The sequence below is a fragment of the Streptomyces sp. NPDC041796 genome (assembly GCF_055590785.1).
This window is the reverse complement of record NZ_JBVJAH010000023.1, coordinates 75,434-100,840: the sequence shown is the minus strand read 5'-3', so window position 1 is coordinate 100,840 and position 25,407 is coordinate 75,434. Positions and strand designations below refer to the sequence as shown.

Annotated in this window: 24 protein-coding genes and 2 pseudogenes; 13 read left to right on the top strand and 13 right to left on the bottom strand. The window is 73.9% G+C overall.

The features are described 5' to 3' along the window. Together ACZ6C1_RS32935 and ACZ6C1_RS32930 are read left to right on the top strand one after the other, a co-directional pair. Window positions 1-120, top strand: a pseudogene (locus tag ACZ6C1_RS32935) (alkaline phosphatase D family protein); the annotation flags it as partial. Between the two features lie 97 nt (window positions 121-217). Continuing rightward, window positions 218-1,792: a multidrug effflux MFS transporter gene (locus ACZ6C1_RS32930; protein ID WP_469246070.1), complete on the top strand. Its 1,575-nt coding sequence runs from the start codon at window positions 218-220 to the stop codon at window positions 1,790-1,792. Here the strand turns inward: ACZ6C1_RS32930 and ACZ6C1_RS32925 are convergent. Then, entirely contained in the window at window positions 1,774-3,093 is a 1,320-nt protein-coding gene (locus tag ACZ6C1_RS32925; protein WP_469246068.1) for a hypothetical protein, read from the bottom strand. The two genes, ACZ6C1_RS32930 and ACZ6C1_RS32925, sit on opposite strands and share 19 nt — an antisense overlap. A gap of 130 nt (window positions 3,094-3,223) precedes the next feature. On the opposite strand from ACZ6C1_RS32925, the gene ACZ6C1_RS32920 reads away from it, so the two are divergent. Next, window positions 3,224-4,213, top strand: coding sequence for a small ribosomal subunit Rsm22 family protein (locus ACZ6C1_RS32920; protein WP_469246066.1), 990 nt, complete (start codon window positions 3,224-3,226; stop codon window positions 4,211-4,213). 112 nt (window positions 4,214-4,325) lie between these two features. Further along, a complete protein-coding gene (locus ACZ6C1_RS32915) occupies window positions 4,326-4,847 on the top strand; it encodes a hypothetical protein (RefSeq protein WP_469246064.1) in 522 nt (173 codons plus the stop codon). A 61-nt stretch (window positions 4,848-4,908) separates the two neighbouring features. On the opposite strand, the pseudogene ddaH reads toward ACZ6C1_RS32915, so the two are convergent. Then, window positions 4,909-5,748: pseudogene (gene ddaH, locus ACZ6C1_RS32910) on the bottom strand (dimethylargininase); the annotation flags it as partial. Between the two features lie 82 nt (window positions 5,749-5,830). Continuing rightward, window positions 5,831-6,010, bottom strand: a complete 180-nt coding sequence (locus ACZ6C1_RS32905; protein WP_469246062.1) for a DUF6243 family protein — start codon at window positions 6,008-6,010, stop codon at window positions 5,831-5,833. A 122-nt stretch (window positions 6,011-6,132) separates the two neighbouring features. Here ACZ6C1_RS32905 and ACZ6C1_RS32900 point away from each other — a divergent pair, with 122 nt between their 5' ends. Together ACZ6C1_RS32900 and ACZ6C1_RS32895 are read left to right on the top strand one after the other, a co-directional pair. Continuing rightward, window positions 6,133-6,750, top strand: coding sequence for a TetR/AcrR family transcriptional regulator (locus ACZ6C1_RS32900; RefSeq protein ID WP_469246060.1), 618 nt, complete (start codon window positions 6,133-6,135; stop codon window positions 6,748-6,750). A 219-nt stretch (window positions 6,751-6,969) separates the two neighbouring features. Further along, window positions 6,970-7,707: a bifunctional DNA primase/polymerase gene (locus ACZ6C1_RS32895; protein ID WP_469246058.1), complete on the top strand. Its 738-nt coding sequence runs from the start codon at window positions 6,970-6,972 to the stop codon at window positions 7,705-7,707. A 6-nt stretch (window positions 7,708-7,713) separates the two neighbouring features. On the opposite strand, the gene ACZ6C1_RS32890 is transcribed toward ACZ6C1_RS32895, so the two are convergent. The 4 genes from ACZ6C1_RS32890 to ACZ6C1_RS32875 form a co-directional block, all read right to left on the bottom strand. Continuing rightward, window positions 7,714-8,709: an SCO2278 family lipoprotein gene (locus ACZ6C1_RS32890; protein ID WP_469246056.1), complete on the bottom strand. Its 996-nt coding sequence runs from the start codon at window positions 8,707-8,709 to the stop codon at window positions 7,714-7,716. 75 nt (window positions 8,710-8,784) lie between these two features. Continuing rightward, complete coding sequence (locus ACZ6C1_RS32885; protein WP_469246054.1) at window positions 8,785-9,621, bottom strand: heme ABC transporter ATP-binding protein; 837 nt, start codon at window positions 9,619-9,621, stop codon at window positions 8,785-8,787. Continuing rightward, on the bottom strand, window positions 9,618-10,649 hold the full coding sequence (locus ACZ6C1_RS32880) for a FecCD family ABC transporter permease (protein ID WP_469246052.1): 1,032 nt from the start codon (window positions 10,647-10,649) through the stop codon (window positions 9,618-9,620). The genes ACZ6C1_RS32885 and ACZ6C1_RS32880 overlap by 4 nt, the downstream gene beginning before the upstream one ends. After that, window positions 10,646-11,665: a heme/hemin ABC transporter substrate-binding protein gene (locus ACZ6C1_RS32875; RefSeq protein WP_469246050.1), complete on the bottom strand. Its 1,020-nt coding sequence runs from the start codon at window positions 11,663-11,665 to the stop codon at window positions 10,646-10,648. The genes ACZ6C1_RS32880 and ACZ6C1_RS32875 overlap by 4 nt, the downstream gene beginning before the upstream one ends. A 95-nt stretch (window positions 11,666-11,760) precedes the next feature. Here ACZ6C1_RS32875 and ACZ6C1_RS32870 point away from each other — a divergent pair, with 95 nt between their 5' ends. From ACZ6C1_RS32870 to ACZ6C1_RS32860, 3 genes are read left to right on the top strand one after another with little or no spacing between them, the layout of a single operon-like run. After that, complete coding sequence (locus ACZ6C1_RS32870; protein ID WP_469246048.1) at window positions 11,761-13,137, top strand: HtaA domain-containing protein; 1,377 nt, start codon at window positions 11,761-11,763, stop codon at window positions 13,135-13,137. A 35-nt stretch (window positions 13,138-13,172) separates the two neighbouring features. Continuing rightward, window positions 13,173-14,714, top strand: coding sequence for an HtaA domain-containing protein (locus tag ACZ6C1_RS32865; protein ID WP_469246046.1), 1,542 nt, complete (start codon window positions 13,173-13,175; stop codon window positions 14,712-14,714). Window positions 14,715-14,734: 20 nt separating this feature from the next. Next, window positions 14,735-15,385, top strand: coding sequence for a PhzF family phenazine biosynthesis protein (locus ACZ6C1_RS32860; RefSeq protein WP_469246044.1), 651 nt, complete (start codon window positions 14,735-14,737; stop codon window positions 15,383-15,385). Here ACZ6C1_RS32860 and ACZ6C1_RS32855 read toward each other — a convergent pair. Both ACZ6C1_RS32855 and map read right to left on the bottom strand, forming a co-directional pair. Beyond that, the gene (locus tag ACZ6C1_RS32855) at window positions 15,375-16,040 is read right to left on the bottom strand and encodes a biliverdin-producing heme oxygenase (RefSeq protein WP_469246043.1); all 666 of its coding nucleotides are present in this window, start codon (window positions 16,038-16,040) and stop codon (window positions 15,375-15,377) included. The genes ACZ6C1_RS32860 and ACZ6C1_RS32855 overlap by 11 nt on opposite strands. Before the next feature lie 135 nt (window positions 16,041-16,175). Further along, entirely contained in the window at window positions 16,176-17,033 is an 858-nt protein-coding gene (gene map / locus ACZ6C1_RS32850; RefSeq protein WP_469246042.1) for a type I methionyl aminopeptidase, read from the bottom strand. 57 nt (window positions 17,034-17,090) lie between these two features. Here map and ACZ6C1_RS32845 point away from each other — a divergent pair, with 57 nt between their 5' ends. Beyond that, window positions 17,091-17,315 carry a hypothetical protein gene (locus ACZ6C1_RS32845; protein WP_469246041.1) on the top strand — a complete coding sequence of 75 codons (225 nt, stop codon included), beginning with the start codon at window positions 17,091-17,093 and terminating at the stop codon, window positions 17,313-17,315. A 252-nt stretch (window positions 17,316-17,567) separates the two neighbouring features. On the opposite strand, the gene ACZ6C1_RS32840 is transcribed toward ACZ6C1_RS32845, so the two are convergent. Beyond that, the gene (locus ACZ6C1_RS32840) at window positions 17,568-18,173 is read right to left on the bottom strand and encodes a hypothetical protein (RefSeq protein WP_469246039.1); all 606 of its coding nucleotides are present in this window, start codon (window positions 18,171-18,173) and stop codon (window positions 17,568-17,570) included. 90 nt (window positions 18,174-18,263) lie between these two features. On the opposite strand from ACZ6C1_RS32840, the gene npdG reads away from it, so the two are divergent. Further along, the gene (gene npdG, locus ACZ6C1_RS32835) at window positions 18,264-18,938 is read left to right on the top strand and encodes an NADPH-dependent F420 reductase (protein WP_469246038.1); all 675 of its coding nucleotides are present in this window, start codon (window positions 18,264-18,266) and stop codon (window positions 18,936-18,938) included. 80 nt (window positions 18,939-19,018) lie between these two features. Further along, the gene (locus tag ACZ6C1_RS32830; RefSeq protein WP_469246036.1) at window positions 19,019-19,189 is read left to right on the top strand and encodes a hypothetical protein; all 171 of its coding nucleotides are present in this window, start codon (window positions 19,019-19,021) and stop codon (window positions 19,187-19,189) included. Here ACZ6C1_RS32830 and ACZ6C1_RS32825 read toward each other — a convergent pair. Beyond that, window positions 19,179-19,985, bottom strand: coding sequence for a site-2 protease family protein (locus ACZ6C1_RS32825; protein WP_469246034.1), 807 nt, complete (start codon window positions 19,983-19,985; stop codon window positions 19,179-19,181). The genes ACZ6C1_RS32830 and ACZ6C1_RS32825 overlap by 11 nt on opposite strands. A gap of 88 nt (window positions 19,986-20,073) precedes the next feature. Here ACZ6C1_RS32825 and ACZ6C1_RS32820 point away from each other — a divergent pair, with 88 nt between their 5' ends. After that, on the top strand, window positions 20,074-23,562 hold the full coding sequence (locus ACZ6C1_RS32820; RefSeq protein ID WP_469246032.1) for an AfsR/SARP family transcriptional regulator: 3,489 nt from the start codon (window positions 20,074-20,076) through the stop codon (window positions 23,560-23,562). Between the two features lie 3 nt (window positions 23,563-23,565). On the opposite strand, the gene ACZ6C1_RS32815 is transcribed toward ACZ6C1_RS32820, so the two are convergent. Continuing rightward, window positions 23,566-24,372, bottom strand: a complete 807-nt coding sequence (locus tag ACZ6C1_RS32815; protein ID WP_469246030.1) for an ABC transporter permease — start codon at window positions 24,370-24,372, stop codon at window positions 23,566-23,568. Beyond that, window positions 24,369-25,367 (bottom strand): ATP-binding cassette domain-containing protein, encoded by a 999-nt coding sequence (locus tag ACZ6C1_RS32810; RefSeq protein ID WP_469246028.1) that lies wholly within the window; start codon window positions 25,365-25,367, stop codon window positions 24,369-24,371. Before ACZ6C1_RS32810 ends, ACZ6C1_RS32815 begins: the two co-directional genes overlap by 4 nt. Between the last annotated feature and the right edge of the window lie 40 nt (window positions 25,368-25,407).

Genomic DNA, 25,407 nt, shown 5'->3' with positions numbered 1-25,407 from the left:
GGCGAGCGGGCGCGCGCCGACTACCGGACGGTGTCCGCCGTGACGACCCCCGGCGCGCCGGTCACCACGGCGGCCTCGTTCGTGACCGAGGCCGGGGACCCGGGGCTGGAACCGGTGTGAGGTGCTCGTCGGCGTGGCTGCCGCCGCTGAACCTTGAGCTTTCAACCACTGTCGGGGAGCTGAGAGCATAGGGCCGGACCCGACACCAGGAGATGAGATGCCGGAGAGCGGCCCGAGCACGCCAGGACACATACCGACCGAGCGCCCGGAGGCCGCCACACCGGCCTCCGCCGCGCCCGACGAGCCTGGCCCCGGCCCCGGGGCCGACGCCCCGACCACCCCCGGCACCGGAAGCCCGGTCGCGGTCCCGGCTCCCGGCGGCACCGCCCCGACCGGTCCCGGCACCGCTCCCCGCGGCACCGCCCCGACGGCCCCCGGCACCGGAAGCCCGGCCGCGGTCCCGGCTCCCGGCACGGCTCCCGGCGGCACCGCCCCGACCGGTCCCGGCACCGCTCCCCGCGGCACCGCCCCGACGGCCCCCGGCACCGCGCAGCCGGGCGCGGGTCCGGCGCCGGTCGCCGCGCGGCGGGCGGGTCTGCTCGTCACGCTCGTCCTCGGCGGGCTGACCGCGCTGCCGCCGCTGTCCATGGACATGTACCTCCCGGCCCTGCCGGAGGTGACCCAGGCCCTGCACGCGCCCGCCGCGACCATCCAGCTCACCCTCACCGCCTGCCTCGCCGGAATGGCGCTCGGCCAGCTCGTCGTCGGCCCGATGAGCGACAAGTGGGGGCGCCGCCGCCCGCTGCTCATCGGCATGCTCGTCTACATCGCCGCCACCGCCGTCTGCGCCCTGGCACCGAGCCCCGAACTGCTCATCGCGTTCCGGCTGCTCCAGGGACTCGCGGGCGCCGCCGGCATCGTGATCGCCCGGGCCGTGGTGCGGGACCTGTACGACGGCGTCGAGATGGCCCGGTTCTTCTCCACCCTGATGCTGATCTCCGGAGCCGCACCCATCGTCGCCCCGCTCATCGGCGGCCAGATCCTCCGGATCACCGACTGGCGCGGTGTCTTCCACGCCCTCACCCTGGTCGGCGTCCTGCTCACCGTCGTCGTCTGGAAATGGCTCGGTGAGACGCTCCCGCCCGAGAGGCGGCACGGCGGCGGGGTCGGCGAGGCACTGCGGACGATGCGCGGACTGCTCGCCGACCGGGTGTTCTCCGGCTACATGCTGGCGGGCGGGCTCGCCTTCGCCGCCCTGTTCGCCTACATATCCGCCAGTCCGTTCGTGGTCCAGGAAATCTACGGGGCATCGCCCCAGACCTTCAGTCTGCTGTTCGGCCTCAACTCGGTGGGGCTGGTCGCGGTCGGCCAGATCAACGGCAAGCTGCTGGTGGGCCGGGTCAGCCTGGACAAGGTCCTGGGCTTCGGCCTCGTGGTCATCGCCCTGGCGGCGGGCGCGCTGCTGCTGATGACGAGCGGCGTCCTCGGCGAGGTGGGGCTCGTGCCGGTGTCGGCCGGGCTGTTCGTCCTGATGTCGGCCATGGGCCTGGCGATGCCCAACACCAACGCCCAGGCCCTGATGCGCACCCCGCACGCGGCCGGCTCCGCCTCCGCGCTGCTGGGCACCTCCTCGTTCCTGGTCGGCGCGGTGGCCTCACCGCTCGTCGGCATCGCGGGCGAGACCACCGCGGTCCCGATGGCGATGGTCCAGCTGGTGTGCGCGCTGGGCGCCGTCGCCTGTTTCCTGGGCCTGTGCCGCCCCTGGCAGCAGCGTCAGCCGCGTCCCGCGTAACCGACCAGGTGGACGCGGTCGCGCGCGTCCGTCCAGCGGAAGACGCCCACGCCGGCCACTTCCGCCACGGGCAGCCGGACGTTCGCCGCGAGCGCCTCGGGCACCCCGGTCGCCAGGTCCACCGCGACCGGGCTGCCCCCGCCGGCCAGGGCGTCCGCCACGCCCCGGGCACCGCTCGCCCCGTACGCCACGCCCCCGTCCGTGACGGTGGTCAGCGTGAGCGGCCTGGAACCGTCCGCCTCCTCGAGACAGCGGCCGGTCCGCGCGTCCAGGTCGAAGGCGAGGCTCCCGGCGATCACGTACCGGCCTCCCGGCGACACCACCGCCTGCGGGTACTCGCCCGGTTCGATCGCCGGCCTGCGGCACTCCGCCCTCACCAGCGGCCTGCCCGTCCCCGCCTCGTGGACCGCCCAGACGTCGTGCGTGGCCGCCCGTGCCGCGCCCTTCGCCGGCCGCCACCGCGCGAGGACGTGCCCGGAGGTCAGCGAGGCGGGCATCCCGCTCGCCGGGTCGGCGCCCGCCGGTGCCCGGTCGCGGCTGAACCAGCCGCCCGGCACCCAGAAGCCCCGCGCGCCGCTCACCAGCAGGCCCTTCGACGTCACCCCGCGTACGGCGGTGAGCCGCCGGCACTCCGCGCAGCCCTTGGGGTAGCCGAGGCGCGGCGGTGGAACGGCGCTCACCTCGCCGGTGTCCGGGGCGACGACCGCGCTCCTCGCCCGCCCGTCACTGATCAGCACACCCGGCCCGGTGCCGGTCACTATCGGCACGTCCGCCCAGGGCACCTCGACGCGCCGCCGGGTGCCGTCGGCCGCGTCGTACACGTCGAGGGACACGAAAGCGCCGGTCGTCGTCAGCGGGTCGTCGCCGGTCCTGCCGTACGACCACGTCACGAAGTACCACCGGCCCTCCTTCGCCACGGCCAGCAGGCCGGGGAAGGCCCCGGGATCGCCGAGCGGCCGCCACGGCCGCCCCGCCCAGCCGTGCCGCCCGGTCCGCGCGTCGAGGGTGCGGAGGCGGTAGCGGGTGTCGTCGACGCGCTCCAGGTAGGCGATCACCCCGCCCTCGCGGTCGACGACGTACTCGGAGGACAGGCCGGTGATCTCCCAGCCCCGCGCGGTGTCGTACGCGGCCGGGACGGTCAGCCGGGTCACGGGCGCGGCGCTCCTGGCCTTGGCGCGGGTCGCCCCGGCCGGCGGCGCGCCGCCGCGTTCGTCGTCGGTTCCGCAGGTCGCGAGCAGGATCAGCAGGGCCAGGACGGTCACACCGGCCACCAGGGCCATGCGTACGATCCGCTGTCTCATGGTCCTCCCACCCGGCCGACGGGCGGCCAGCGTAGCAACTGCCGTACCTCGCCGAGCAGTTCGCGCGACGAGGGGGAGGGGCCGTTTCCGGCCGCCCGGAGAGGGCCGCGCGGCCGCCTACCATGGATCGGTGAACGCCTCCCTCTCCACCGCGGACGCCCTGCGCGGCGCCCTCGCCGGGCTGCTCGACGGGCTCCCGCCGACGCAGGCGGCGCAGGCCGTCGACCGGCTCATCACCCACTACCGGGGGACCGTCCCGACCGGCGCGCCCGTGCTGCGGGACCGGTCCGACGTGGCCGCCTACGCCGCGTACCGGATGCCCGCGACGTTCGAAGCGGTACGGGCGGCGCTGGACGCGCTGAGGGACGCCGCCCCGCGGTGGGCGCCGGGCACGCACACCGACGTCGGGGGCGGCACGGGCGCGGCGAGCTGGGCGGTCGCCGAGGCGTGGGACTCCTCGGCGCGCACCACGGTGCTGGACTGGGCCGAGCCGGCGCTGGAGCTGGGCCGCGAGCTGGCGGCCGCGTCGGGCATCCCGTCCCTGGAGAGCGCCACGTGGCAGCGCTCTCGTATCAGTGCGGCGCTCCGCATCGAGAGCACCGATCTCGTCACCGTGTCGTACGTCCTCAACGAGCTCACCGAGCAGGACCGCACCGCCCTCGTCACCGAAGCCGCCCGCGCCGCGCAGGCCGTCGTGATCGTCGAGCCCGGCACCCCCGACGGCTACGCCCGTGTCATCGCCGCCCGCGACCGGCTGATCGCGGCCGGGCTGACCATCGCCGCGCCGTGCCCGCACAGCGGTGCGTGCCCCATCGAGCCGGGCACCGACTGGTGCCACTTCGCCGCCCGGGTCAGCCGGTCCTCCCTCCACCGCCAGGTGAAGGGCGGCTCGCTCGCGTACGAGGACGAGAAGTTCGCCTACGTCGTGGCGACCCGGTTCCCCGTGGTCCCCGCCCCGGCCCGGGTGACCCGCAAGCCCCAGATCCGCAAGGGTCAGGTCCTGCTGGACCTGTGCACCGAGGACGACGGGCTGCGCCGCGAAACGGTGACCAAACGGCACGGCACCCTCTACAAGGCCGCCCGTGACGCCGCCTGGGGGGACGAGTGGCCGCCCCGCTGACGGGGTGACAGTGCGCGACCACGCGGGTGATCCCATGCCTTTGGCAATTGCCCGGAACGCTTCGGCGGAGTTGGAGTGGGCTCGTTCGCGCTCCCTCACCCCTGGAGGCTCCATGCCGCACACCCGTTCCCGCACCCGGCTCCTCACCGGCGGCGTCCTGGCCGCCGCCACCGCGATGCTCGCCACCACCGCCCTGACCGCCACCGCCGGGGCCGCGCCCAGGCCCACGCCCAAGGACACACCGAAGGACTCGGTGAAGGTCCTCGACTGGCTCGCGGACAAGCGGACCGACAGCAAGCCGGAGCGCCTGCGCGTCGGCACCGACTGGACCACCCACGCCCACCTGTACACGAACAAGAAGGGCAGGCTCGGCAAGAAGATCGGTGACGTGTCGTCGCACTGCACCGTCGCCGACAAGAACCGCCACGGGTACGTCGCCCTGTGCCACCGCGTGCTGCGCACCGACGACGGCAGCATCAGCCTGGGCGACAGCCTCGACCGCTTCGGCCCCCTGCCGCACGGGGGCCGCTCGGCGGTCACCGGCGGCACCGGGAAGTACGCGGATGCCGAGGGCGAGGCCGAGATCACCCTCTACGGCCCCGTCGCCAGGTTCCTCATCAAGCTGGACGACTGACCGCGCCCCGCGCACGGGGGCCGGCCCGTACGGGCCGGCCCCCTGTCCGTCGGGCCGGCCCTCAGGCGCGCAGCTCCTGCGTACAGCACTTCACGCTGCCACCACCCTTGAGCAGTTCGCCCAGATCCATACCGATCGGGTCGAACCCGCGCTCGCGCAGTGGCCGGAACAGACCCACCGCGGCCTGGGGCAGCAGCACGTGTCTGCCGTCGCTCACCGCGTTGAGCCCGAGCGCCGCCGCGTCGTCCTCCTCGGCGATCAGCGCGTCGGGGAAGAGCCGGCGCAGCACCGAGCGGCTGCCGGGGGAGAACGCGCCCGGGTAGTACATGATCTCGTCCGCCGCGTCGTCCAGGACGCACAGGGCCGTGTCCAGGTGGTAGTAGCGGGGGTCCACCAGGTCCAGGCCGATCACCGGCCGCCCGAAGAACTCCTGGGCCTCGTCGTGGGACAGCGGGCTGGAGCGGAAGCCGCGCCCGGCCAGGATGTAGGTCGAGGTGACCGCGAAGTCGCCCTCGCCCTCGTTGACGTGGTCGGGTTCGCGCACGTCGGTGAAGCCGTGGGCGCGGAACCACTCCCGGTGCACCGCGGCCTCGGCGGCGCGTTCGGCGAAGGCGAACCGGGCGCCGAGCACCCGGCCCTCGATGACGGTGGCGCCATTGGCGGCGAACACCATGTCGGGCAGGTCGGCCCGGGGCTCCAGCAGATCGACGGTGTGGCCGAGCGCCGTGTACCGGTCGCGCAGGTCTTCCCACTGGGTGAGGGCGAGGGGCAGGTCGACCGGTTTCGCGGGGTCCATCCAGGGGTTGATGGAGTACGTCACCTTGAAGTGCGCGGGTGGGCACATCAGGTAGCGGCGGGGTGTTGCGTCACGAGGCAAGGAAGGCTCCTCACGGACGGCAGGCGCACGATCTGTGCGTGGATGCCATGGTGCGCCGTGAGGAGCCTTCGCGCAGTGGACCGTACGGGTGAGTTCACGCCGACGCTCATGAGGCGCCGTGCGCCGTACGTCCCTCCTTCAGTTTCCGCAGCAACTCCCGCTTCTGCGCGGCCGGGTCGACACCCCGGCCGGCCGTCCCGCCGCCGCTGCCGCGCAGCGCCGCGCGGGAGAGGTTCCGGCGGGTGCCGCCGACGCCGAGCATGTTCCCTGCTCCACCACGGGTCATGGGTGGGCTCCCTTCGTGTTCTTCGCTCGTCACTGTCGTGCTGACATGCTCCAGGGTGAACGAGACGTATCGTCTTGTCAAGACGATACGTCTCGCCTCGCACCACTGCTAGATTGAGGGACATGGCTGAGACCAAGGCACCCGACTCCACGCGCCGCAGCGAACGCTCCCGCCGCGCCATCTACGACGCCGCCCTCGCCCTCGTGGGCGAGATCGGCTACGCCAGGACGACCGTCGAGGGCATCGCTGCCCGCGCCGGGGTCGGCAAGCAGACCATCTACCGCTGGTGGCCCTCCAAGGCGGCCGTCCTCCTGGAGGCCTTCGTCGACCTCGGCGTCCAGGCCAACGAGGCCCTCGGCGGCGACGCCGACAGTGAGATCCCGGACACCGGTGACCTCGAGGCCGACCTCAAGCTCGTGCTGCGTGCCACGGTCGACGAAATGAACGACCCCAGGTACGACGCCCCCTCCCGCGCCCTCGCCGCCGAGGGCGTGGTGAACCCCGAGCTCGGCGCCCAGTTCGTCGAGCAGCTCCTGGAGCCCCAGCTCCAGCTGTACGTCAGGCGGCTGGCCGCCGCCCGGGAGGAGGGTCAGGTCCGCCCGGAGATCGACCCGCGCGTCGCCCTGGAGCTCTTCGTCGGCCCGCTCACCCACCGCTGGCTGCTGCGCACCCGGCCGCTCAGTCACGCGTATGCGGACGAACTCGTCGAGTACGCCCTTTACGGCCTCGCCCCGCGCTGAGCGCCCACCGCCCGCGTCCCCGCGCTCGCTCCGTGGAGCTCCTCACGCCCGGCCGCCCGCAGCAGGGTGCGAATCGCCACATAACCCCGCAATGTGACCGGTCTGGTGGTGCCGCGGGACCGGTCGTCGCCGTCAGGTTGGGGACTCCGGTCACCGAAGACGCGGGATGGTGGGACCATGGCAGGGACCGCAGGGCCTGGCAGAGGTGTGAGGGGATAGATGGGCGACGGGATCGGCCGCTACCGCGGCACGGAGAACAAACTCGCGCAGTGGCTGCGACGGCGCCCGAAGAAGACCGCCGTCGAGACCCCGAGCCGCGAAGATCTGCTCCGGGCCACCGCCGCCGCAGGCCTGCCGCTCGCCCCCGCCGCGTACCCCGTCGGCTACCGATGTTCCTGCGAGCGCATCGGCTGCCCCACGCCGGCCCGCCATCCCGTCTCCTTCGCCTGGCAGACGCAGTCCACCACCGACCGAGCCCAGATCGAGCGGTGGGCCGAGGGCCAGCCGCAGGCCAACTTCATCACCGCGACCGGCATGGTCCACGACGTCCTGGACGTTCCGTTGGAGGCCGGTCGCGCCGCGTTGGAGCGGCTGCTCGGAGAGGGCATCGACGTCGGCCCGGTCGCCGAGTCCGGGGACGGCCGGATGCTGTTCTTCACCGCCACCCGCGGCACGCCCGAGGACGAGGACGAGTGGTGGCCGTGCGAGCTGGACTGCCACCCCGAGACGATGGACGAGCACCCGGGGCTGCGCTGGCACTGCCGGGGCTCCTACGTCCTCGTACCGCCCGCCCGCCTTCCCGGTGACCTGGGCGTGGGGTGGGTACGCGGCCCGGAGCACCCGCTGCCGGACCCGCTGACCCTGCTGGAGGCGCTGACCGACGCGTGCGCGCGCCACGCCGACCAGTACGACGGGCACGACGACCACCACTCGGTGGCCTGGCCGCTCAGCCGCTGAACCGGGTCACGAACCCGTCGCCGCCGTCACACCCTGAAGCCGGCCCACGAACGTCACCTGGTCCGACTGCGCGCCGGCCGGCTTCACCAGTACCGCCTGGCTGGACACCCACTCCTTGGTGAGGGTGCTTTTGACCTCCCCGGTCATCAGCGCCCGCACGTCGGGGCCCACCTTCGGCCGGTACCCCTTGGCCGCCACCTGCCGGTCGTAGAACCGCGTCGCGAAGAAGACCAGCGCGCCGCCGTCCTGGGTCGTCAGACCGAGCGGGGCGTAGTCCCCGGTGTCCAGCGGCTGGTCCACGAACTGGGTGGCCATCCCGGGCCGCTTGGCGACCTTGGCACGCTCCTCGCGCCACACCGAGGTGTGCGCCCCGGCCGTGAAGTGGGCCGGCTTGCCCGTCTGGAGGTACGAGGAGTACTCCTCGCTCAGGTTCTTCGGCGCCACCGCCAGCGTGGTGGAGTCCGGTGCGGCCGGCTCCGCCCACCCGTCCTGGTCCGTCTTGAACTTCGGGACCCCGCCGGCGGGCAGGATCTGCAGGTAGGCGACCTCCCACAACTGCTCGGGTCCGTTGCGCACGAAGACCAGCACCCAGCGATTGTCGTCCACGCCCTGGTCGGCGTCCCGGTTGGAGTCCGTGTCCGCGACGAACCAGCGCGGCCAGCCGGCCTTCTTCGGTATGACGTACTGGGCGTCGGTGAGCTCCAGCGGCCGGTGGCCGGGGTTGCCGCCCGGGCTGGTGACGCTACGGGCCTTCAGCCCGGCCTGGTTGATCGCCCCCAGCGCGCCGGTCACCCGGCCCGCGTCCAGAGCCGGATCGTAGGCCTTGTCGGCCTTGTTGTACGCCTCGGTGAAATCCTTCAGCGCCCGCGCGGCCTCGTCCTTCGTCGCCGTCGGCACGACCTCCAGCTCGCCGTGCACCGTCACGCACCCGCTCGCCGTCAGCGCCAGCACCGTCGTCGCCGCGAGCGCCGTCGCCGCCCGCCCTAGGGCCCGCCTTCTCATCGGTTGCCTCTGCTCCTCGACCCCCACATGACCGTCCGAACCCTACCGGGACCCGGAGCCGACGGAGCGCCGGGTTCAGGTTCCCTCCCGCCGCTCCCGCACCGGAACCACGAGCGGTGCCCCACCGCGCGGGTGCGGCAGCACCTCGACCGGCTGCCGGTAGACCTCGCTCAGCAGCCCACCGCGCAACACCTCGCCCGGGGGGCCGTCCGCCGCCACCCGGCCGTCCCGCAGCACGGCGACCCGGTCCGCGTACGCGGCGGCCAGGCCGAGGTCGTGCAGGACGACCACCACCGCGTCCCCGGCGGCGGCCCGCCGCCGGCACAGCCGCAGCACCAGCTCCTGGTGACGCAGGTCCAGCGCCGCCGTCGGCTCGTCCAGCAGCAGCAGCGGCGCCCGCTGGGCCAGCACCCGGGCCAGCAGGGCCCGCGCCCGCTCACCCCCGGACAGCGCCGGGAACGGCCGCCCGGCCAGGGCGTCGACCTCGGTGGCGGCCATCGCCCCGGCGACGGCCTCCTCGTCCTGGTCCTCGCACCCGGTGCCCGCCCAGGGCGCCCGGCCCATGCGCACCACCTCCGCGACGGGGAACGGGAACGCCAGCGCGGCCGACTGCGGCAACACGGCCCGCCGGAGCGCCAGTTCCGGCGCGGTCCACTCGCCCGCGGCCCGCCCCCCGATCCGCACCTCGCCCGCCGTGCACACCAGGTCCCCGGCCAGCGCGCCCAACAGGGACGACTTCCCCGCCCCGTTGGGCCCCACCAGCGCCAGTACCTCGCCCGCCCGTACCTCGGCGTCCACCCCGGCCAGGACGTCCCGGCCCCCGAGCCGGACCCGTACCGAACGCGCCTCGGCCACGACCGTGCCGACGGCGACGCGCTCCGGCAGCTCACGCACCCGCCTGCCGAACCTCACGCCCAACCACCCTGCCTCCGCCGCGTCCTGCGCAGCAGCCAGAAGAAGAACGGGCTGCCGAGCAGCGCGGTCAGCACGCCCAGCGGCAGCTCCGCCGGAGCCGCGACCGTACGTGCCGCCAGGTCCGCCGCCACCAGCACCACCGCCCCGCCCAGCGCGCTGCCCGGCACCAGGAACCGGTGCCCCGGGCCCGTCGCCATCCGCAGCAGGTGCGGCACCACCAGGCCCACGAAGGTGATGACGCCCGCCACGGCCACCGCCGCCGCCGTCAGCAGCGCCACCACCAGGATCAGCACCACACGCAGCCGCTCCACGTCCACGCCCAGGTGCCGGGCCGGGCGTTCACCGAGCGCCAGCAGGTCCAGTTCGCGGGCGTACAGCGGCGCGAGGGCGAGGCCCACGAACGCGCACGGCAGGACGGCGAGCACCTTGGGCCAGGTCGCCTGGGCCAGCGAGCCGAGCTGCCAGAAGGTGATCTGGGTGAGCTGCGCGTTGTCGGCGAAGAAGACGAACAGCCCGATGAGCGCGCCCGCGAAGGCGTTGACCGCGATGCCCGTGAGGATCAGCGTCACCACCTCCGTACGGCCGCCCTCGCGGGACATCGCGTACACCAGCAGCACGGTGGCGAGCCCGGCCACGAAGGCGCACACCGACACCGTCCACGTGCCGAGGAAGCTCCAGCCCAGCGCGATCGAGCCCACCGCGCCCACCGCGGCGCCCGCGGAGATGCCGATGACGCCCGGCTCGGCGAGCGGGTTGCCGAACACGCCCTGCGCCAGCGCGCCCGCACACCCCAGCGACGCACCGACGAGCAGCGCGAGCACCACGCGCGGGAGGCGGATGTTCCACAGGACGCTCTCGGCGGACCGGTCCAGCGCGTGACCGCCGAGACCGACGCGGTGACCCACGGAGGAGAGGACGTCGCCGATCGGGATGTCGTACGCCCCGAGTCCCGCCGACAGCAGGGCGAGCAGCAGCAGGGCGGTGAGCAGGGCACCGGTCAGCGGCCACGTGGTGCGGGAGGTCACCGCACGCCGTCCCCGCCGTACAGCTGCGCCACCAGCGAATCCAGCACCTGGTCGGTCCTCGGCCCGTAGTTGAGCAGTACGCCGTCGTCGATGGAGACGATGCGGCGGTCCGCCCCGGCCGGGGTCTCGGCGACGCCCGGCACCCCGATCAGCCCGTCGACGCCGCCGACCGACTCCAGGCCCTTGCGCATCACGAGCAGCGCGTCGGGCGCGGCCTGGGCGAGCGCCTCGCTGGTGAGGGCGGTGAAGTCCTTGGTCAGGCCGGATTCCTTGCCGGCGTCGACCGCCCCGGCGGCCTCCAGCAGCGAACTCGCCCCCGACTCGCGCCCGCCGAGCAGGTACACGGACGCCGATCCGCGCAGGTAGAGGAAGGCCACGCGCGGTTTGTCGTGCTTTTCGGCCGGGATCCGCTTCTGCACGGCGCCGATGCGCTGCTGCGTACGGGTCTTCAGCGCGGTGCCGGCGGCCGGCACGCCGAGCGCCGCCGCGACCGCCTCGATGCGCGCGCCGACGTCGGTGAGCGCCTTGGCCGGCGGGACGACGACGAGCGGGACGCCCGCGTCACGGATCTGGGCGAGTGCCTCGGCGGGACCGGTGGTCGTGTCGGCGAGGACGACGGTGGGCTCGAGGGACAGGACGCTTTCGGCCGAGACGTCATGACCGCGCGTCACCACTGGCAGGCCCGCCGCCTGTTCGAAGGTGGCGGTGATGTCACGGGCCATGACGTGCTCGCCGAGCCCCAGCGTGAAGACGATCTCGTTCAGTGAGCCGGTGAGCGGCACGACGCGGTCCGCCGAGGTGACGGTGACCCGCCGCCCGTCCGCCGAGGGGACGGTGACGGGCAGTCGTGGTGGCGGGGGAGGGCCGGCGAGCGGTTCGACCCGGTCGGGTGCGGTGGCGGGCGCGGCCTGCCGGCCCGTGCCGTCCGCGCCCCCGCCGTCACCGCAGCCGGTGAGGGTGAGGGCGAGCGCCGATACGGCCGCTGTGAGGGCACCGGCCAGGCGGGATCTGCGCACCGAAGCACCGTCCTGTCGTCGTCTTGTCGTTTCCCGTCGCGCGGAAGTAGCTTAGGTTAGCCTTACCTCACTGGCCAGCCCTTGGAGGGGGATCCATGCCGCCGTCGTCCGGACCGGCCCGCGCTCACGTCCAGCTCCTCGCCGTCGTCGTCGTGGCGCTGCTGGCCACCGTGCTCCTCCCGGCCACCACGGCACGGGCGGCGGACCGCGCGGTGCAGGGCGGCCGACTCGACTGGGGCGTCAAGTCCTCCTTCCAGAACTACGTCACCGGGCCCGTCGCCCACGGCAGTTGGAGCCTGACGCAAGGCGCCGCCACGACCGGCGACAACCTGTTCCGGTTCCACTCCGCCCAGGGCTCGTACGACCCGGACGACGGAACCTTCGAGGCCGCCTTCTCCGGCGGCGTCCACTTCCTCGGCCACCGCAAGGCGGACGGGTCGCACCAACTGGACCTCACCATCAGCCGCCCCCGCGTCCGCGTCGAGCACGGCAGGGGCACCCTGTACGCCGACGTGGGCGGCAGCTCGTCCGTCCCGTTCGCCTCCCTCGACCTGACCGGCATCGACATGCGGGGCGGCGGATCACCCCTCGCCCTCGACTCCGTACCGGCCACGCTCACCGCCGAGGGCGCCCGCGCCTTCGCCGGCTACTACACGGCGGGCACGCCCCTCGACCCCGTGAGCCTCTCGGTGGACGTCCAGGGCCCCGGTCGGACCTCCACCCCGTCCCCGTCCCCGTCCCCGTCCTCGTCGGCGTCGGCGTCGCCGTCCGCGTCGACGAGGCTCCCCGCCGGCGCCTTCCGGGACGCGGCCGTCGACTGGGGCGTACGCCGCACCTTCCGCGAATACGTCACCGGCCCCGTCGCCAACGGCCGCTGGACGCTGAGCGGAGGAGCCCAGGACGGCGGCGCCCTGTTCCGCTTTCCGCGCGGCACCGGCACGTACGACCCGCGGACCGGCACCCTGGACGCGGAGTTCACGGGCGGCGTCCGCTTCACCGGCAGCCACCTGGATCTGACCCTGACCGCCGTCACCGTCCACGTGAAGGACGGCCGGGGCACCCTGAACGCCGACGTCACGAGCGCGGGCCGTACCCGGGCGGCGGTCCCCCTCGTCACCTTCGCGGCCGGACGGCTCACCGCGCGGAACGGCCTCGCGGCGGTCACCGAGGCGCCCGCGACCCTCACCACAGGCGGGGCCCGCGCGTTCGGCGGGATGTACCGGGCGGGCACGGTGATGGACCCCGTCTCGCTCGCCGTGGTCGTCGGCACCCGGGCGCAACTGCCCGCCCTGCCGGACCTGGGCAGCGACACCGCGTCGCCCACCCCCGTGACGGCCGGCGCCTCCCCCCGTACCACCACGGCGACGACGACCACCCCCACCACCCCGTACGTCGCGGCGGGCGCCGCCGTGCTGCTCGTCGCCGCGTCGGCCGCGTACGCAATCGTCCGCCGCCGCAAGCGGACCCACTGACCCCCTCCACCCACCCCCCGAGGAGAGCAACGACCATGCGTTCCACAGCCTTTGCCGCCGCGGTCGCCACGGCGGCCGCGCTCGGCCCGATCACCCTCGCCGCCCCCGTCGCTGCGGCCGACACCGCTGCGGCCGACACCGCTGCGGCCGTACCCGCCGTCGACCTGAAGGACTCCACACTGGACTGGGGCTTCAAGAAGTCCTTCCGCGCGTACCTCGCCTCCCCCTTCGCCCACGGCAGGATCACCGTCGAGGGCGGCGCCGAACAGGCCCCGGACAACGGTCCGTTCAGATTCGTCCGCGGGACCGGTACGTACGACCCGGGCACGCACGCCACCAGCAACACCTTCCAGGGCGCCGTCCGCTTCGAGGCGCACCAGGGCGTGCTCGACATCAAACTCTCCGACCTGAAGCTCTCCACCAAGGGCTCGGCCGTTCCGGCCGGCGAGATCACCGCCGACGTGGTGTCCAAGAACAAGGACGGTGTCGTCGAGTCGAAGCAGGACGTGGCGATCGCGGCGCTCGACATGACGGGCATACGTCCGGGCCAGGGCCAGGGCGGCGCCATGGTCTTCAAGGACATCCCGGCGAAACTGACCAAGGGTGGCGCCGAGGCGTTCGCCGGGTACTACAAGGAGGGCGACCCGCTGGACCCGGCGACCCTCTCGGTACGCCCCGCCACCAAGCCCACCACCCCCACGCCCACCCCCACGCCCACCCCCACGCCGAGCCCGACCCGCACCTCCGCCCCGGCCCCGGCCCCGACCACCGCGTCGCCCAAGCCGGCCCCGGTGCCCACGAAGTCCGCCCCCGGGGTCGTCGACGGCAGGCTGACCTGGGGCGTCAAGCAGTCCTGGCGCACCTACGTCACCGAGACGTGCGGCGGCACGGTCACGCCCAGCGGGGGCGCCGGCGGGAACGGCACCGCCTGGGACTTCCGCCTCGGCAGGGCAGCTGTGGACGCGAAGGCCCGCAGCGCCGACGCCGCGTTCGACGGCGCCCTGCGCTTCGCGTGCGCCGCGCACAGCATCGACTGGACCGTCGCCGACGTGAAGGTCCGGGCCTCCGGCGACCGCGGCACGCTGCTCGCGGACGTCACCACCGCCAAGGGCACCAAGAACGACGTGAAGTTCGCCGACCTCGATCTCCGCAAGGCCGACTACACCGCCAGGAACGGGGTCGTGTCCCTCACGAGGATCCCGGCCACCCTCACCGCCGAAGGGGCGGCGCAGTTCGCCGGACCGGGCGGTGAGGCGTTCTACAAGCCGGGCACCGCGATCGACCCGGTGACGGTGGTGCTCTCGCTCGACACGTCGGCCACACTGCCGCCCGCGACCGGTACCGGAGGCACGTCCGGCGGGACCAGCGGCGGCGGGACGACCACCGGCGGCGGCACGGCGGGCGGGGGCACCGCGGGTGGCGGCGGCACGGTCGGCGGCGGCACGGTCGGCGGCTCCACCGGCTCGCTCGCCGCGACCGGCGCGGACCTGCCCGCCGGGTCCGTGCTCGCCGCCGCCGGAGCCACGGCCGCCGCGGGTGCCGCCGTGGTGTTCGCGGTACGCCGCCGTACCGTCTGACCGCGTGCTTCAATGCCCGGGTGAACACTGCATACGACGTGCTTGCCGTCTTCTGCGGAGGTGACGGCCGCCACGGCAACCTCCTCGGTGTCGTGCGCGACGGCCGGATCCATCCCGACGAGGCGTCCCGGCAGGCGTTCGCCAAGCACCTGGGCTTCAGCGAGACCGTGTTCGTCGACGACCCCGAGCGCGGGGTCGTCGACATCTACACGCCCGGCGTTCGCCTGCCGTTCGCCGGGCACCCGCTCGTGGGAACCGCCTGGCTGCTGGACCTGGAAGTGCTGAACCCGCCGGCGGGCGAGGTGTGGGCGCGCTGGGACGGTGAGTTCACCTGGATCACCGCCCGCGCCGAGTGGGCGCCCGCGCGGACGGTCCGTCAGTACGCCTCGCCCGCCGAGGTGGACGCGCTGGACGTGCCGCCGCCCGGCGAGTGGATCTACGCGTGGGCGTGGGAGGACGAGGCGGCCGGCCGCGTGCGGGCGCGGGCGTTCCCGGGCCGGGGCGACGGCATCGACGAGGACGAGGCCACCGGTGCGGCCGCCCTGCTGCTCACGGCGCGGCTCGGCCGGGCCCTGAACATCACGCAGGGCCGGGGGTCGCAACTGCTGACGGCCCCCGGCCCGGACGGCGCGATCGAACTCGGCGGCCGTGTGCGGGAGATCAGGCGCTGAGCGGGAACTCGTCCCCGAGCTGGCGGAACACGGCGCCGTTGAAGTCGAAGGCGCGCTTGCACTCGTCGATGATCCGCTGCTTCTCCAGGTCGTCCGCGTTCACCCGGTCCAGCAGCTCGCGGTAACCCCGCTTGAAGGCCGCCGGGTTGGGGATCCGGTCGAAGACGTAGAACCGGACGCCGTCGCCCTTGCGCGCGAAGCCCCACGTCCGCTCGGCCTTGTCGCGGATGATCTGGCCGCCGGACAGGTCGCCCAGGTAGCGCGTGTAGTGGTGCGCCACGTACCCGGCGGGCCAGGTGCGGGCGCACTCCTCGACCCGGGCGGCGTACGCGGTGGTGGCGGGCAGCGGGGTGACCGTCGCACGCCAGCCCGGCCCGCGCAGGTGGGCCAGGTCCCGCTCCAGTTCGGCGGTGCGGTACAGCTCCGGCTGGATGAACGGCCCGGCGACCGGGTCGTCCCGCAGCGTGTCGGCGGCACCTTCCAGGGCCCGGTACACGAACCAGAGCTGCTCGGTGTAGCGGGCGTACGCCTCCACGCCGAGCCGCCCGCCGAGCAGGTCGCTCATGAAGGTCGAGCTCTCCGCCTCGGTGTGCTGCTGGTGCGAGGCGGTGCGGATGAGCGTCGAGAACGGGGTGACGGTGCCGCTTGCGTCCAAGGCGGGCCTCCGGGGACCGAGGGGACGGGACGTGGCAGCCGGGGGCCGCCACTACCGCCGATCCTCCTACTTAGGATTACCTAAGTCAACTGGTTCCCGACGGTCTGTCGGTAAGAACCGTACCCACTCGGAGCGTCAGGGCAACGTGAGGATTTCGGCTCCCGTGTCCGTGACCACCAGTGTGTGCTCGAACTGCGCGGTCCGCTTGCGGTCCTTCGTGACCACCGTCCAGCCGTCGTCCCACATGTCGTACTCATGGGTGCCGAGCGTGAGCATCGGCTCGATGGTGAACGTCATGCCGGGCTGGATGACCGTGGTGGCGTGCGGGGAGTCGTAGTGCGGGATGATCAGTCCGGAGTGGAACGAGGAGTTGATCCCGTGCCCGGTGAAGTCCCGCACCACCCCGTAGCCGAAGCGCTTGGCGTACGACTCGATGACCCGGCCGATGACGTTGATCTGGCGGCCCGGCCTGACCGCCTTGATGGCGCGGTTGAGGGACTCGCGGGTCCGCTCGACGAGCAGCCGCGACTCCTCGTCCACGTCCCCGCACAGGTAGGTGGCGTTGTTGTCGCCGTGGACGCCGTTGATGTACGCCGTCACGTCGAGGTTCACGATGTCGCCGTCACGCAGGACGGTGGAGTCCGGGATGCCGTGGCAGATGACCTCGTTGACCGAGGAGCACAGGGACTTCGGGAAGCCCCGGTAGCCGAGCGTCGACGGGTAGGCGCCGTGGTCGCACATGTACTCGTGCGCGACCCGGTCCAGCTCGTCCGTGGTCACGCCCGGCGCGATGTGCTTGGCGGCCTCCTCCATCGCCCGCGCGGCGATGCGGCCCGCGATCCGCATCCGCTCGATGGTGTCGGAATCCTGCACTTCCGGGCCGGTGTACGGCGTCGGGGCGGGCTTGCCCACGTACTCGGGGCGGCGGATGGATCCGGGGACGGAACGGGTGGGGGAGAGTTCCCCTGGTACGAGCAGCGACTGGCCAGACATGCCAGCGAGTCTAACCAGGCCTCACGGGGCACCATTGCGACAGAGGAAGGAGCCGAGATGGCCCTGTTCAAGAGGCGCACCGAAGGAAAGCCGGGCGAGTGGTACTACTGCCTGAAGCACGGGAGGGTGGAGGAGGGGCCGGAGTGCCGCGCGGCCGACCGCTTCGGCCCGTACGCGACCCGTGAGGAGGCCTCCCACGCCATGGAGACCGCCCGGGAGCGCAACCTCCAGTGGGAGACCGACCCCAAATGGCACGACGCCCCGAAGGACGACACCGCCTGACGGCCACCGCCCGCTGTGCGCGACGACTGCTCCCTGAAAGGAGCACGGGCCCGGCCGCGGACGGCGTACCGCCGGGGCGGCGGGTTCCGGGCAGGGGCGCCCCCGCAGAGGCCGGCGGCGCCGTGACGGGTCCCGTGCCGGGACCCGAGGCCGCCGGCTCCAGGACGAGCCGCAGGGGCCACGCCGCACGGCTTGGGGCACGGAGGAGGGGGCGCCCCGTCCCGCTTCGCCGGTGCCCGGCCCCCGAACGCCCTACCAGCGCGGTGGCGGCGGCGATGTGAGCTGGTCCGCCAGGCGTGCCAGGCGGTCCCGGAAGCGGCGGCGGCCGGGCCCGGTGGCGGGCAGGGTGTTCTCGCCGGCCGCGGCGCTCACCAGGTGCTGGACCACGTCGAGGTCCACGTCGTCCTCGTCCGTCACCGTCAGCGCCTCGTGTGCCAGGCCGTGCACCTCCCGGTCCCCGCCGTCCAGCGACAGCACCGTCGCGCCCGCCCGCCGTGCGTCGTGCACCCGCTCCAGCAGGCCGCAGCCCGGCCGCTCGGGCGCCACCACCAGCAGCGTCGCGCCCCGCCCGGCCGCCTCCAGCCGGCCCAGGCCCACCGACAGGTGCGCGGGCTCGGCCGGCCCCACCCGGTGCCGTACGAGGGTGGGCGCGAGCTCCGGGCGGCCCGACCACGCGGCCTCGTCCACCAGGTGCGCGGCCAGGTGCCACGGCTCGTACCGCTCCGTGCCCACCAGCAGCAGCCCGCCGCCCCGCGGCACCACCGAGGACCGCAGGGCCCCGGCGAACCGGCGGACCGCCGCCGGCCATTCCGTACCGTCCAGAACCTCACGCAGCAGTGCGACACGTACGGCATCCATGGCGCCGTATCGTGCCCCCGCGCCCGCCCGTCCCGCGGGCGTTCGGCGCCGCGTCACCCGGACGGGGACGCGCCACGTAATGTCGGGACCATGACTACTGATCCGTACGACCTCCCCGACGTCTCCGGGCTCGTCGTCGGTGTCCTCGGCGGCACCGGCGACCAGGGCCGCGGCCTCGCCTACCGCCTCGCGCGCGCCGGCCAGAAGGTGATCATCGGTTCGCGGGCCGCCGAGCGCGCCGAGGCCGCGGCCGCCGAGCTGGGCCTGGGCGTCGAGGGCGCCGACAACGCCGACTGCGCCCGGCGCAGCGACATCGTGATCGTCGCCGTCCCGTGGGACGGACACGCCGCGACGCTCTCCGCGCTGCGAGAGGAGCTGCGCGGCAAGCTCGTCGTCGACTGCGTGAACCCCCTCGGGTTCGACAAGAGGGGCGCCTACGCCCTCAAGCCGGAGGAGGGCAGCGCCGCCGAGCAGGCCGCCGCCCTGCTGCCGGAGTCCCGGGTGACGGCCGCCTTCCACCACCTGTCCGCCGTCCTCCTCCAGGACGAGTCGGTCGAGGAGATCGACACGGACGTGATGGTGCTGGGCGAGAAGCGCGCCGACACCGACATCGTCCAGGCCCTCGCCGCGCGCATTCCCGGGATGCGGGGCGTCTTCGCGGGCCGGCTGCGCGGCGCCCACCAGGTGGAGGCGCTGGTCGCCAACCTCATCTCGGTGAACCGCCGCTACAAGGCCCACGCGGGTCTGCGCGTCACCGACATCTGACCGGCGTCCGGTGGCCGGCCGGGCATGGGGGACACTGGACGGGCACGTTTCACGCCGTATCCGGACAGGAGCCGACCCCCATGCCCCGCCTCGCTCTGTACGCCCTCGCCGTCTGCGTCCTCGCCGTCGCCGCGGCGGTGGTCTCCTTCGTCCAGGGCACATGGCTCGGCATCGTGTGGGTGCTGCTGGCGGGCGTCTCCTCCAACATGGCGTGGTACTACCACCGCCGTGCGAAGCACGTCACTGGCTGACGAGGTCCCCGCACAGGACGTTCTCCCCCTGCCAGAAGCGGTACAGCTGCTGCCCGCAGTACGTCTCGGCGTCCTGCACGCCCAGCGCGTGCAGCACCGTGTCGACCAGCCCGAAGAAGGCGTGGTTGATCTCCGGGACGAAGAGCAGCGCGAACACCGCGAGCAGCCCGAAGGGGGCGAACGGCTCCACCTGGCGGCGCACCTTGTACGACAGCCACGGCTCGATCACGCCGTACCCGTCCAGGCCCGGCACCGGCAGGAAGTTCAGGATCGCGGCCGTCACCTGCAGCAGCGCCAGGAACGCGAGCGCGAAACGGAAGCCGAACGGGACGCCGTCCAGCGCCCCCAGCCAGAACGGCGCGGTGCACACGACGGCGAACAGGACGTTGGTCAGCGGACCCGCCGCGGAGACGAGGCTGTGCTTCCACCGGCCCCGGATGCGGTCGCGCTCGATGAAGACGGCGCCACCGGGCAGGCCGATGCCGCCCATGATGACGAAGAGCACCGGCAGCACGATGCTCAGCAGCGCGTGCGTGTACTTCAGCGGGTTGAGGGTCAGATAGCCCTTCGCGCCGATGGTGATGTCGCCGCCGTGCAGGGCCGTGCGGGCGTGCGCGTACTCGTGCAGGCACAGCGAGACGATCCACCCGGACGTCACGAAGAGGAAGACGGCGAGGCCCAGGTTGGCCGAGAAGCCCGTCCACACCGCCCATCCGGTGACCGCCATGATGGCGGCGATCCCGAGGAAGACGGGGCTGATCCTCCGGTCGCCGGTGCGGGAGGTGGCGGTGGCCATGGGCGGTGCTCCTGGGAGTCGGGCGGGTGCGGACCGGGTCGACCGTACCGGACGCGGCGGAGGAGGCGGCGGGAAGGACAATGGGCGGGTGCGCATCTCCGTTCTCGGTCCCACGCAGGTCCACCGCGCGGACGGCTCCGCCGTACCGGTAGGCGGAGCGCGGCTGCGCGCGCTGCTGACGGTACTGGCGCTCCGCGCCGGGCGCACCGTCCCGGCCGGGCTCCTGATCGACGCGGTGTGGGACGGCGCCCCGCCCGCCGACGCGCCGGGCGCGCTGCAGGCCCTGGTGGGGCGGCTGCGGCGGCTGCTCGGGCCGGACGCGGTGGTCTCGGCGGCGGGCGGGTACCGGCTCGGTACCGACGCCGACGACGTGGACCTGCACCGGTTCGAGCGGCTGGCGTCGCGGGGCGTTCGGGCGCTGGAGGCGGGCGACCCGGCCGGGTCGGTGACCGCCCTGGACGAGGCGCTCGCGCTGTGGCGGGGCGCGGCGCTCGCGGACCTGCCCGACCGGACGGCCGAGGCGGCCGGCTGGGAGGCCCGGCGCCGCGAGGCCCGCCGGGCCCGGCTCGCCGCCCTGCTCGCCCTGGGCCGCCCCCACGAGGCGCTGCCCGAACTGGCCTCCCTGTGCGGTGAGTTCCCGCTCGACGAGCCGCTGCGGGCGCTGCGCATCCGCGCACTGCGAGCGGCGGGCCGCGCGGCGGAGGCGCTGGCGGAGTACGAGGCGGTACGCCAGGACCTCGCCACCCGCCTGGGCACCGACCCGGGCCCCGAACTCCGCGCCCTGCACGCCGAACTCCTCGCCCCGGCCTCACCCCTGCCGCGCCCCGCCGCGGGTTCCGGCGCCGGGGCCGACGTGCCCCATGACGGCCGGCCGGCCGACGGCGCCCCGGTGGCCCCGCCCGTCGGCGCCCCCGGCCGCCGGGGCGAGGCGCCCGACGGCGGTCGTCCGGCCGACTCCGCACCGACCCCCGCCCAGGGCGAGGAGTCCGGCCGGCGCCGTTCGGCCGGGGACGGGGCGGACGGCCAGGGCGACGCGCACGGCGGGGCGCCACGGCCCGGGAACCTGCGGGCGAGGCTCACCAGCTTCGTGGGCCGACAGGAGGACATCGGCGCCGTCCTCGACGACCTCGCGCGGGCGCGGCTCGTGACGCTGCTCGGGCCCGGCGGGGCCGGGAAGACACGGCTGTCCCAGGAGGCGGCCGAGCGGGGCGCGGGTGCGTGGCCCGACGGCGTGTGGCTGGCCGAACTCGCGCCGGTCGACGACCCCGACGCCGTGCCGGACGCCGTGCTCACCGCCCTCGGGGCGCGCCAGACCGTGCTGCGCGGCGCCGGGGCGGAGGGGCTGCGGGTGGCCGAGCGGCAGGGCGACGCCGACGACGCCCTCGTACGGCTCGCCGAGCACTGCTCCCGGCGCCGCATGCTGATCCTGCTCGACAACTGCGAGCACGTCGTGTCCGCCGCCGCGACGCTCGCCGAGCGGCTGCTGGAGGAGTGCCCCGGGCTCACCGTGCTCGCCACCAGCCGCGAACCCCTCGGTGTCCCGGGGGAGACCGTGCGGCCCGTCGACCCGCTGCCCGACCCGATGGCGCTGCGGCTGCTCGCCGAGCGCGGGGCCGCCGCCCGGCCGGGGTTCGACGTGGCCGACGACCCCGAGGCGTGCGCCGAGATCTGCCGGCGCCTCGACGGACTGCCGCTCGCCATCGAACTCGCCGCCGCCCGCCTGCGGATGCTCACCCCGCGCCGGATCGCCGACCGGCTCGACGACCGCTTCCGTCTGCTCACCAGCGGCAGCCGTACCGTCCCGCCGCGCCGGCAGACGCTGCGCGCGGTCGTCGACTGGTCCTGGGACCTGCTCGACGCGCCGGAACGAGCCGTACTGCGACGGCTGTCGGTGTTCTCCGGCGGCTGCGACCTGGACGCCGCCGAGGCCGTCTGCGGGGGGCCGGACGCGCCCGACACCCTGCACGTGCTCGGTTCCCTCGTCGACAAGTCGCTCGTCGTCGCCACTCCCACGGAGAGCGGCGACATGCGCTACCGGCTCCTGGAGACCGTCGCCGAGTACGCCGCCGAACGCCTCGACGAGGCCGGCGACCGCGCCGGCACCGAGCGCCGCCACCTCGTCCACTACCGGGAACTCGCCCGCACCACCGACCCCGAGCTCCGCGGCCCGCGCCAGCGCGCCGCCCTCGCCCGTTTCCAGCTGGAGTACGAGAACCTCCGCACCGCGCTGCGCCGCGCCGTCGCCGCCCGGGACGAGCACGAGGCCCTGTGCCTCGTCCTGTCCCTGGTCTGGTACTGGAGCATGCGTGACCTGCGCACCGACGCCCTCCACTGGGCCGACGCCGCCGCCGCGCTCGGCCCGGACCCGTTCGCCCCGCCCGTCGCCGTCGCCCCTCCCCTCACCGAACGCGGCACCGACTCCCCGCCGCCGATGAGCGACGAGCAGCTGATGGAGGCCCGCCGCGGGGTGCGCCTGGTGCAGCTCGCCAGCATGGACCACCACACGGAGACCTGGACCACCCCGGAGGGCCTGGAACGGGCCCGCCGGATCAGGAGCGCCTACCGCCCCGGGCTGCCGCAGACGTGCCGCATGCCCGGCACCCTGTGGTGGTACGCGGTGCTGCTCACCGGTGAGGCCCACCAGCTTCGCAGCCTCCTCGACGACACCGTCGAGGCGTGCCGGGTGTACGGCTACGAGTGGGAGCTGGCCTGCGTCCTCCAGATGAGGGCCAATGTGCTGGCCAACCGGAGCGACTGGGCCGGTGAGGCGAGCGGCGACGCCGACGAGAGCCTGAAGATCTTCACCCGGCTCGGCGATTCGTGGGGCGCGGCCGAGGCACTGTCGGCGCGCGGTGAGGCCCGCGAACGGCGGGGCGAGTACGCGGGCGCCGCCGAGGACTTCGCGGCGGCCATCGAGCACGCCGAACGGCTCGGTGCCCAGGCCCAGATGTCGCTGCTGCGCGTCCGGTACGCCGAGACCCTGAACGAGACGGGACACGGCGAGGAGGGCGAACGGATCCTGCGCGAGGTCCTGGCCAAGGGCCGTGCCTCCGGGCACGAGGCGGTTCCCGCGGCACGGCTGTTCCTGTCGCTGTGGCTCGGCCGCACCGGCCGCACCGACGAGGCCAGGAGGCAACTGGACGCGCTGGCGCAGGAGTTCCGGCCCGGTGCCCTGTCCCTCTTCCAGGGGTTCACGTTCGGTGTCCGCGCCTGGCTCGACACCTTGGACGGGCGCTACGCCGAGGCCCTCGACCGGGTGTCCCGGGCCCTGGTGCACGCCCAGGAGCCGCTGTCGACGATGGTCGCCCCGCACATGCCCTCCGTCCACCTGGTCACCGCCGCCCGGGCACTGGCCGGTCTCGGCGGCCCGAGGGCGCACACCGCCGCCGTGCTGCTGGGCGCCCATGCCGCTCTCCTGCCCGCCGGGTACGTACGGTCCCCGATGGAGCGGGAGAACCTCGCGGACGCCGTGGCGGCGACCCGCGCCGTCATCGGGGACGCCGCCTTCGACGCCGGGTACGCCGAGGGCGGCGGCCTCACCGTCGAGGAGGCCGCCGCCCTGCTGGCCGACGTGTGACGTTCAGGTCCTCTTGCGGAACCTGGTCACCGCGAGCGGCGCCGTGACGAGCGTGATGCCCGCCGCCCAGGCGAGCGTCATCCACACCGAGTGGGCGACCGGCCCGCCGTTGATCAGGTTCCGGGCGGCGTCGGCCAGGTTGGAGAGCGGGTTGTAGTCGGTGAACGTCCTCAGCCAGTCGGGCATCGTGGCCGGCGGGACGAAGATCGAGGAGCCGAACTGCAGCGGCAGCAGTACCAGCATGGCCACTCCCTGCACGGCCTGGGCCGTCTTCATGGCGAGACCGAGCAGGATGAAGACCCACATCAGCGAGGCGCCGAAGACCACCGACAGACCGACGGCCGCGAGCAGTTCCAGCACCGACGTCTTGATCTCCAGGCCCAGCAGGAAACCCATGCCGAGCAGGATCGTCGTGGCGACCAGCATCCGGCCGATCTCGACGACGATCTTCGCGACGAGGACGGACGACCGGGCGATGGGCATCGTCCGGAACCGGTCCATCACACCCTTCTTGGAGTCGTCGTTGACACCGGTCCCGACGGCCATGGCGATGTTGAGGCCCATCATCGCCATCAGGCCGGGCGTGACATGGTTGACGTACTCCTGCTGGTTGCCCTTGCCCGCGATCGCGCCGCCGAAGACGTACACGAACAGCAGGATGAAGACGATCGGCATCAGGACGGCGTCGAACATCGACTCGGGGTCCTGCTTGATCTGGAGGGCGTTGCGGCGCACCAGGGCGCCGATGTGCCGGGCGTTGGCCCGCAGTCCGATGCGCCCGTCGGCGGGCGCCGTCGTCACCGTGCTCACGCGGCGACCTCCTCGGGGATCGTGTCGGACACCGCGGACGACGTCCTTACGCCGGTGATGGCCAGGAACACCTCGTCCAGGCTGGGCAGTTGCGTACCGATGTGCGCGATGCCGAAGCCGCGCGCCCCCAGTAGGCCCACCACCGCGGTCAGTTGCTCGTCGCTGAGGATCGGAACGTACAGCCCGCCTTCGTCCGGGACGACCGTCGCCCCCGCGACGCCGGCCAGCCCGCTGTCCTCCAGGGCCCGTGCCATCGCGGGCAGTTGGGCGGGATCCACGGGCCGGACCTGGAGGGTGCGGCCGCCGACCTTCGCCTTGAGCTCGTCGACCGCGCCGCCGGCGATGACCCGCCCCCGGTCGATGACGGTGAGCTCGTGGGCCAGTTGTTCGGCCTCCTCCATGTACTGCGTGGTGAGCAGGACGGTCACGCCCTCGGCGACCATCCGCTGCACCTCGTCCCACACCTCGTTGCGGGTGCGGGGGTCCAGGCCCGTCGTGGGCTCGTCCAGGTAGAGGACGGACGGATGGCCGATCATGGAGGCGGCCAGGTCGATCCGGCGCCGCATGCCCCCGGAGTACGACAGCACGGGACGCGCCGCGGCGTCCGTCAGCGAGAACCGCTCCAGCATCTCGTCGGCGCGGCGGCGGGCGTCCTTGCGGGACAGGTCGAGCAGCCGCCCGATCATGTACAGGTTCTCCCAGCCGGACAGCTTCTCGTCGACCGACGCGTACTGCCCGGTGAGGCCGATGACGCGGCGCACTTGTCGCGACCGCCGGACGACGTCGTACCCGGCGACGGTGGCGGTCCCGGAGTCCGGGACGATCAGGGTGGACAGGCAGCGGACGAGCGTGGTCTTGCCGGCGCCGTTCGGGCCGAGCACACCGAGGACGGTGCCCTCCCGTACGTCGAGGTCCACCCCGTCCAGCGCCTTGGTGGCGCCGTAGTGCTTGACGAGGCCTCGTACCTCGACGGCGTTGGTGTCGGAACGTTTCATGCCCCCATGGCACCAGGGGCCACCGACACGTCACCGACAC

Coding starts and splice junctions, on each gene's coding strand:
- ACZ6C1_RS32870 (WP_469246048.1), top strand. CDS start 11,761: ATGCCGCCGTCGTCCGGACCGGCCCGCGCTCACGTCCAGCTCCTCGCC.
- ACZ6C1_RS32830 (WP_469246036.1), top strand. CDS start 19,019: ATGCCCCGCCTCGCTCTGTACGCCCTCGCCGTCTGCGTCCTCGCCGTC.
- ACZ6C1_RS32890 (WP_469246056.1), bottom strand. CDS start 8,709: ATGAGAAGGCGGGCCCTAGGGCGGGCGGCGACGGCGCTCGCGGCGACG.
- map (WP_469246042.1), bottom strand. CDS start 17,033: ATGTCTGGCCAGTCGCTGCTCGTACCAGGGGAACTCTCCCCCACCCGT.
- ACZ6C1_RS32925 (WP_469246068.1), bottom strand. CDS start 3,093: ATGAGACAGCGGATCGTACGCATGGCCCTGGTGGCCGGTGTGACCGTC.
- ACZ6C1_RS32900 (WP_469246060.1), top strand. CDS start 6,133: ATGGCTGAGACCAAGGCACCCGACTCCACGCGCCGCAGCGAACGCTCC.
- npdG (WP_469246038.1), top strand. CDS start 18,264: ATGACTACTGATCCGTACGACCTCCCCGACGTCTCCGGGCTCGTCGTC.
- ACZ6C1_RS32840 (WP_469246039.1), bottom strand. CDS start 18,173: ATGGATGCCGTACGTGTCGCACTGCTGCGTGAGGTTCTGGACGGTACG.
- ACZ6C1_RS32810 (WP_469246028.1), bottom strand. CDS start 25,367: ATGAAACGTTCCGACACCAACGCCGTCGAGGTACGAGGCCTCGTCAAG.
- ACZ6C1_RS32930 (WP_469246070.1), top strand. CDS start 218: ATGCCGGAGAGCGGCCCGAGCACGCCAGGACACATACCGACCGAGCGC.
- ACZ6C1_RS32845 (WP_469246041.1), top strand. CDS start 17,091: ATGGCCCTGTTCAAGAGGCGCACCGAAGGAAAGCCGGGCGAGTGGTAC.
- ACZ6C1_RS32865 (WP_469246046.1), top strand. CDS start 13,173: ATGCGTTCCACAGCCTTTGCCGCCGCGGTCGCCACGGCGGCCGCGCTC.
- ACZ6C1_RS32905 (WP_469246062.1), bottom strand. CDS start 6,010: ATGACCCGTGGTGGAGCAGGGAACATGCTCGGCGTCGGCGGCACCCGC.
- ACZ6C1_RS32895 (WP_469246058.1), top strand. CDS start 6,970: ATGGGCGACGGGATCGGCCGCTACCGCGGCACGGAGAACAAACTCGCG.
- ACZ6C1_RS32825 (WP_469246034.1), bottom strand. CDS start 19,985: ATGGCCACCGCCACCTCCCGCACCGGCGACCGGAGGATCAGCCCCGTC.
- ACZ6C1_RS32915 (WP_469246064.1), top strand. CDS start 4,326: ATGCCGCACACCCGTTCCCGCACCCGGCTCCTCACCGGCGGCGTCCTG.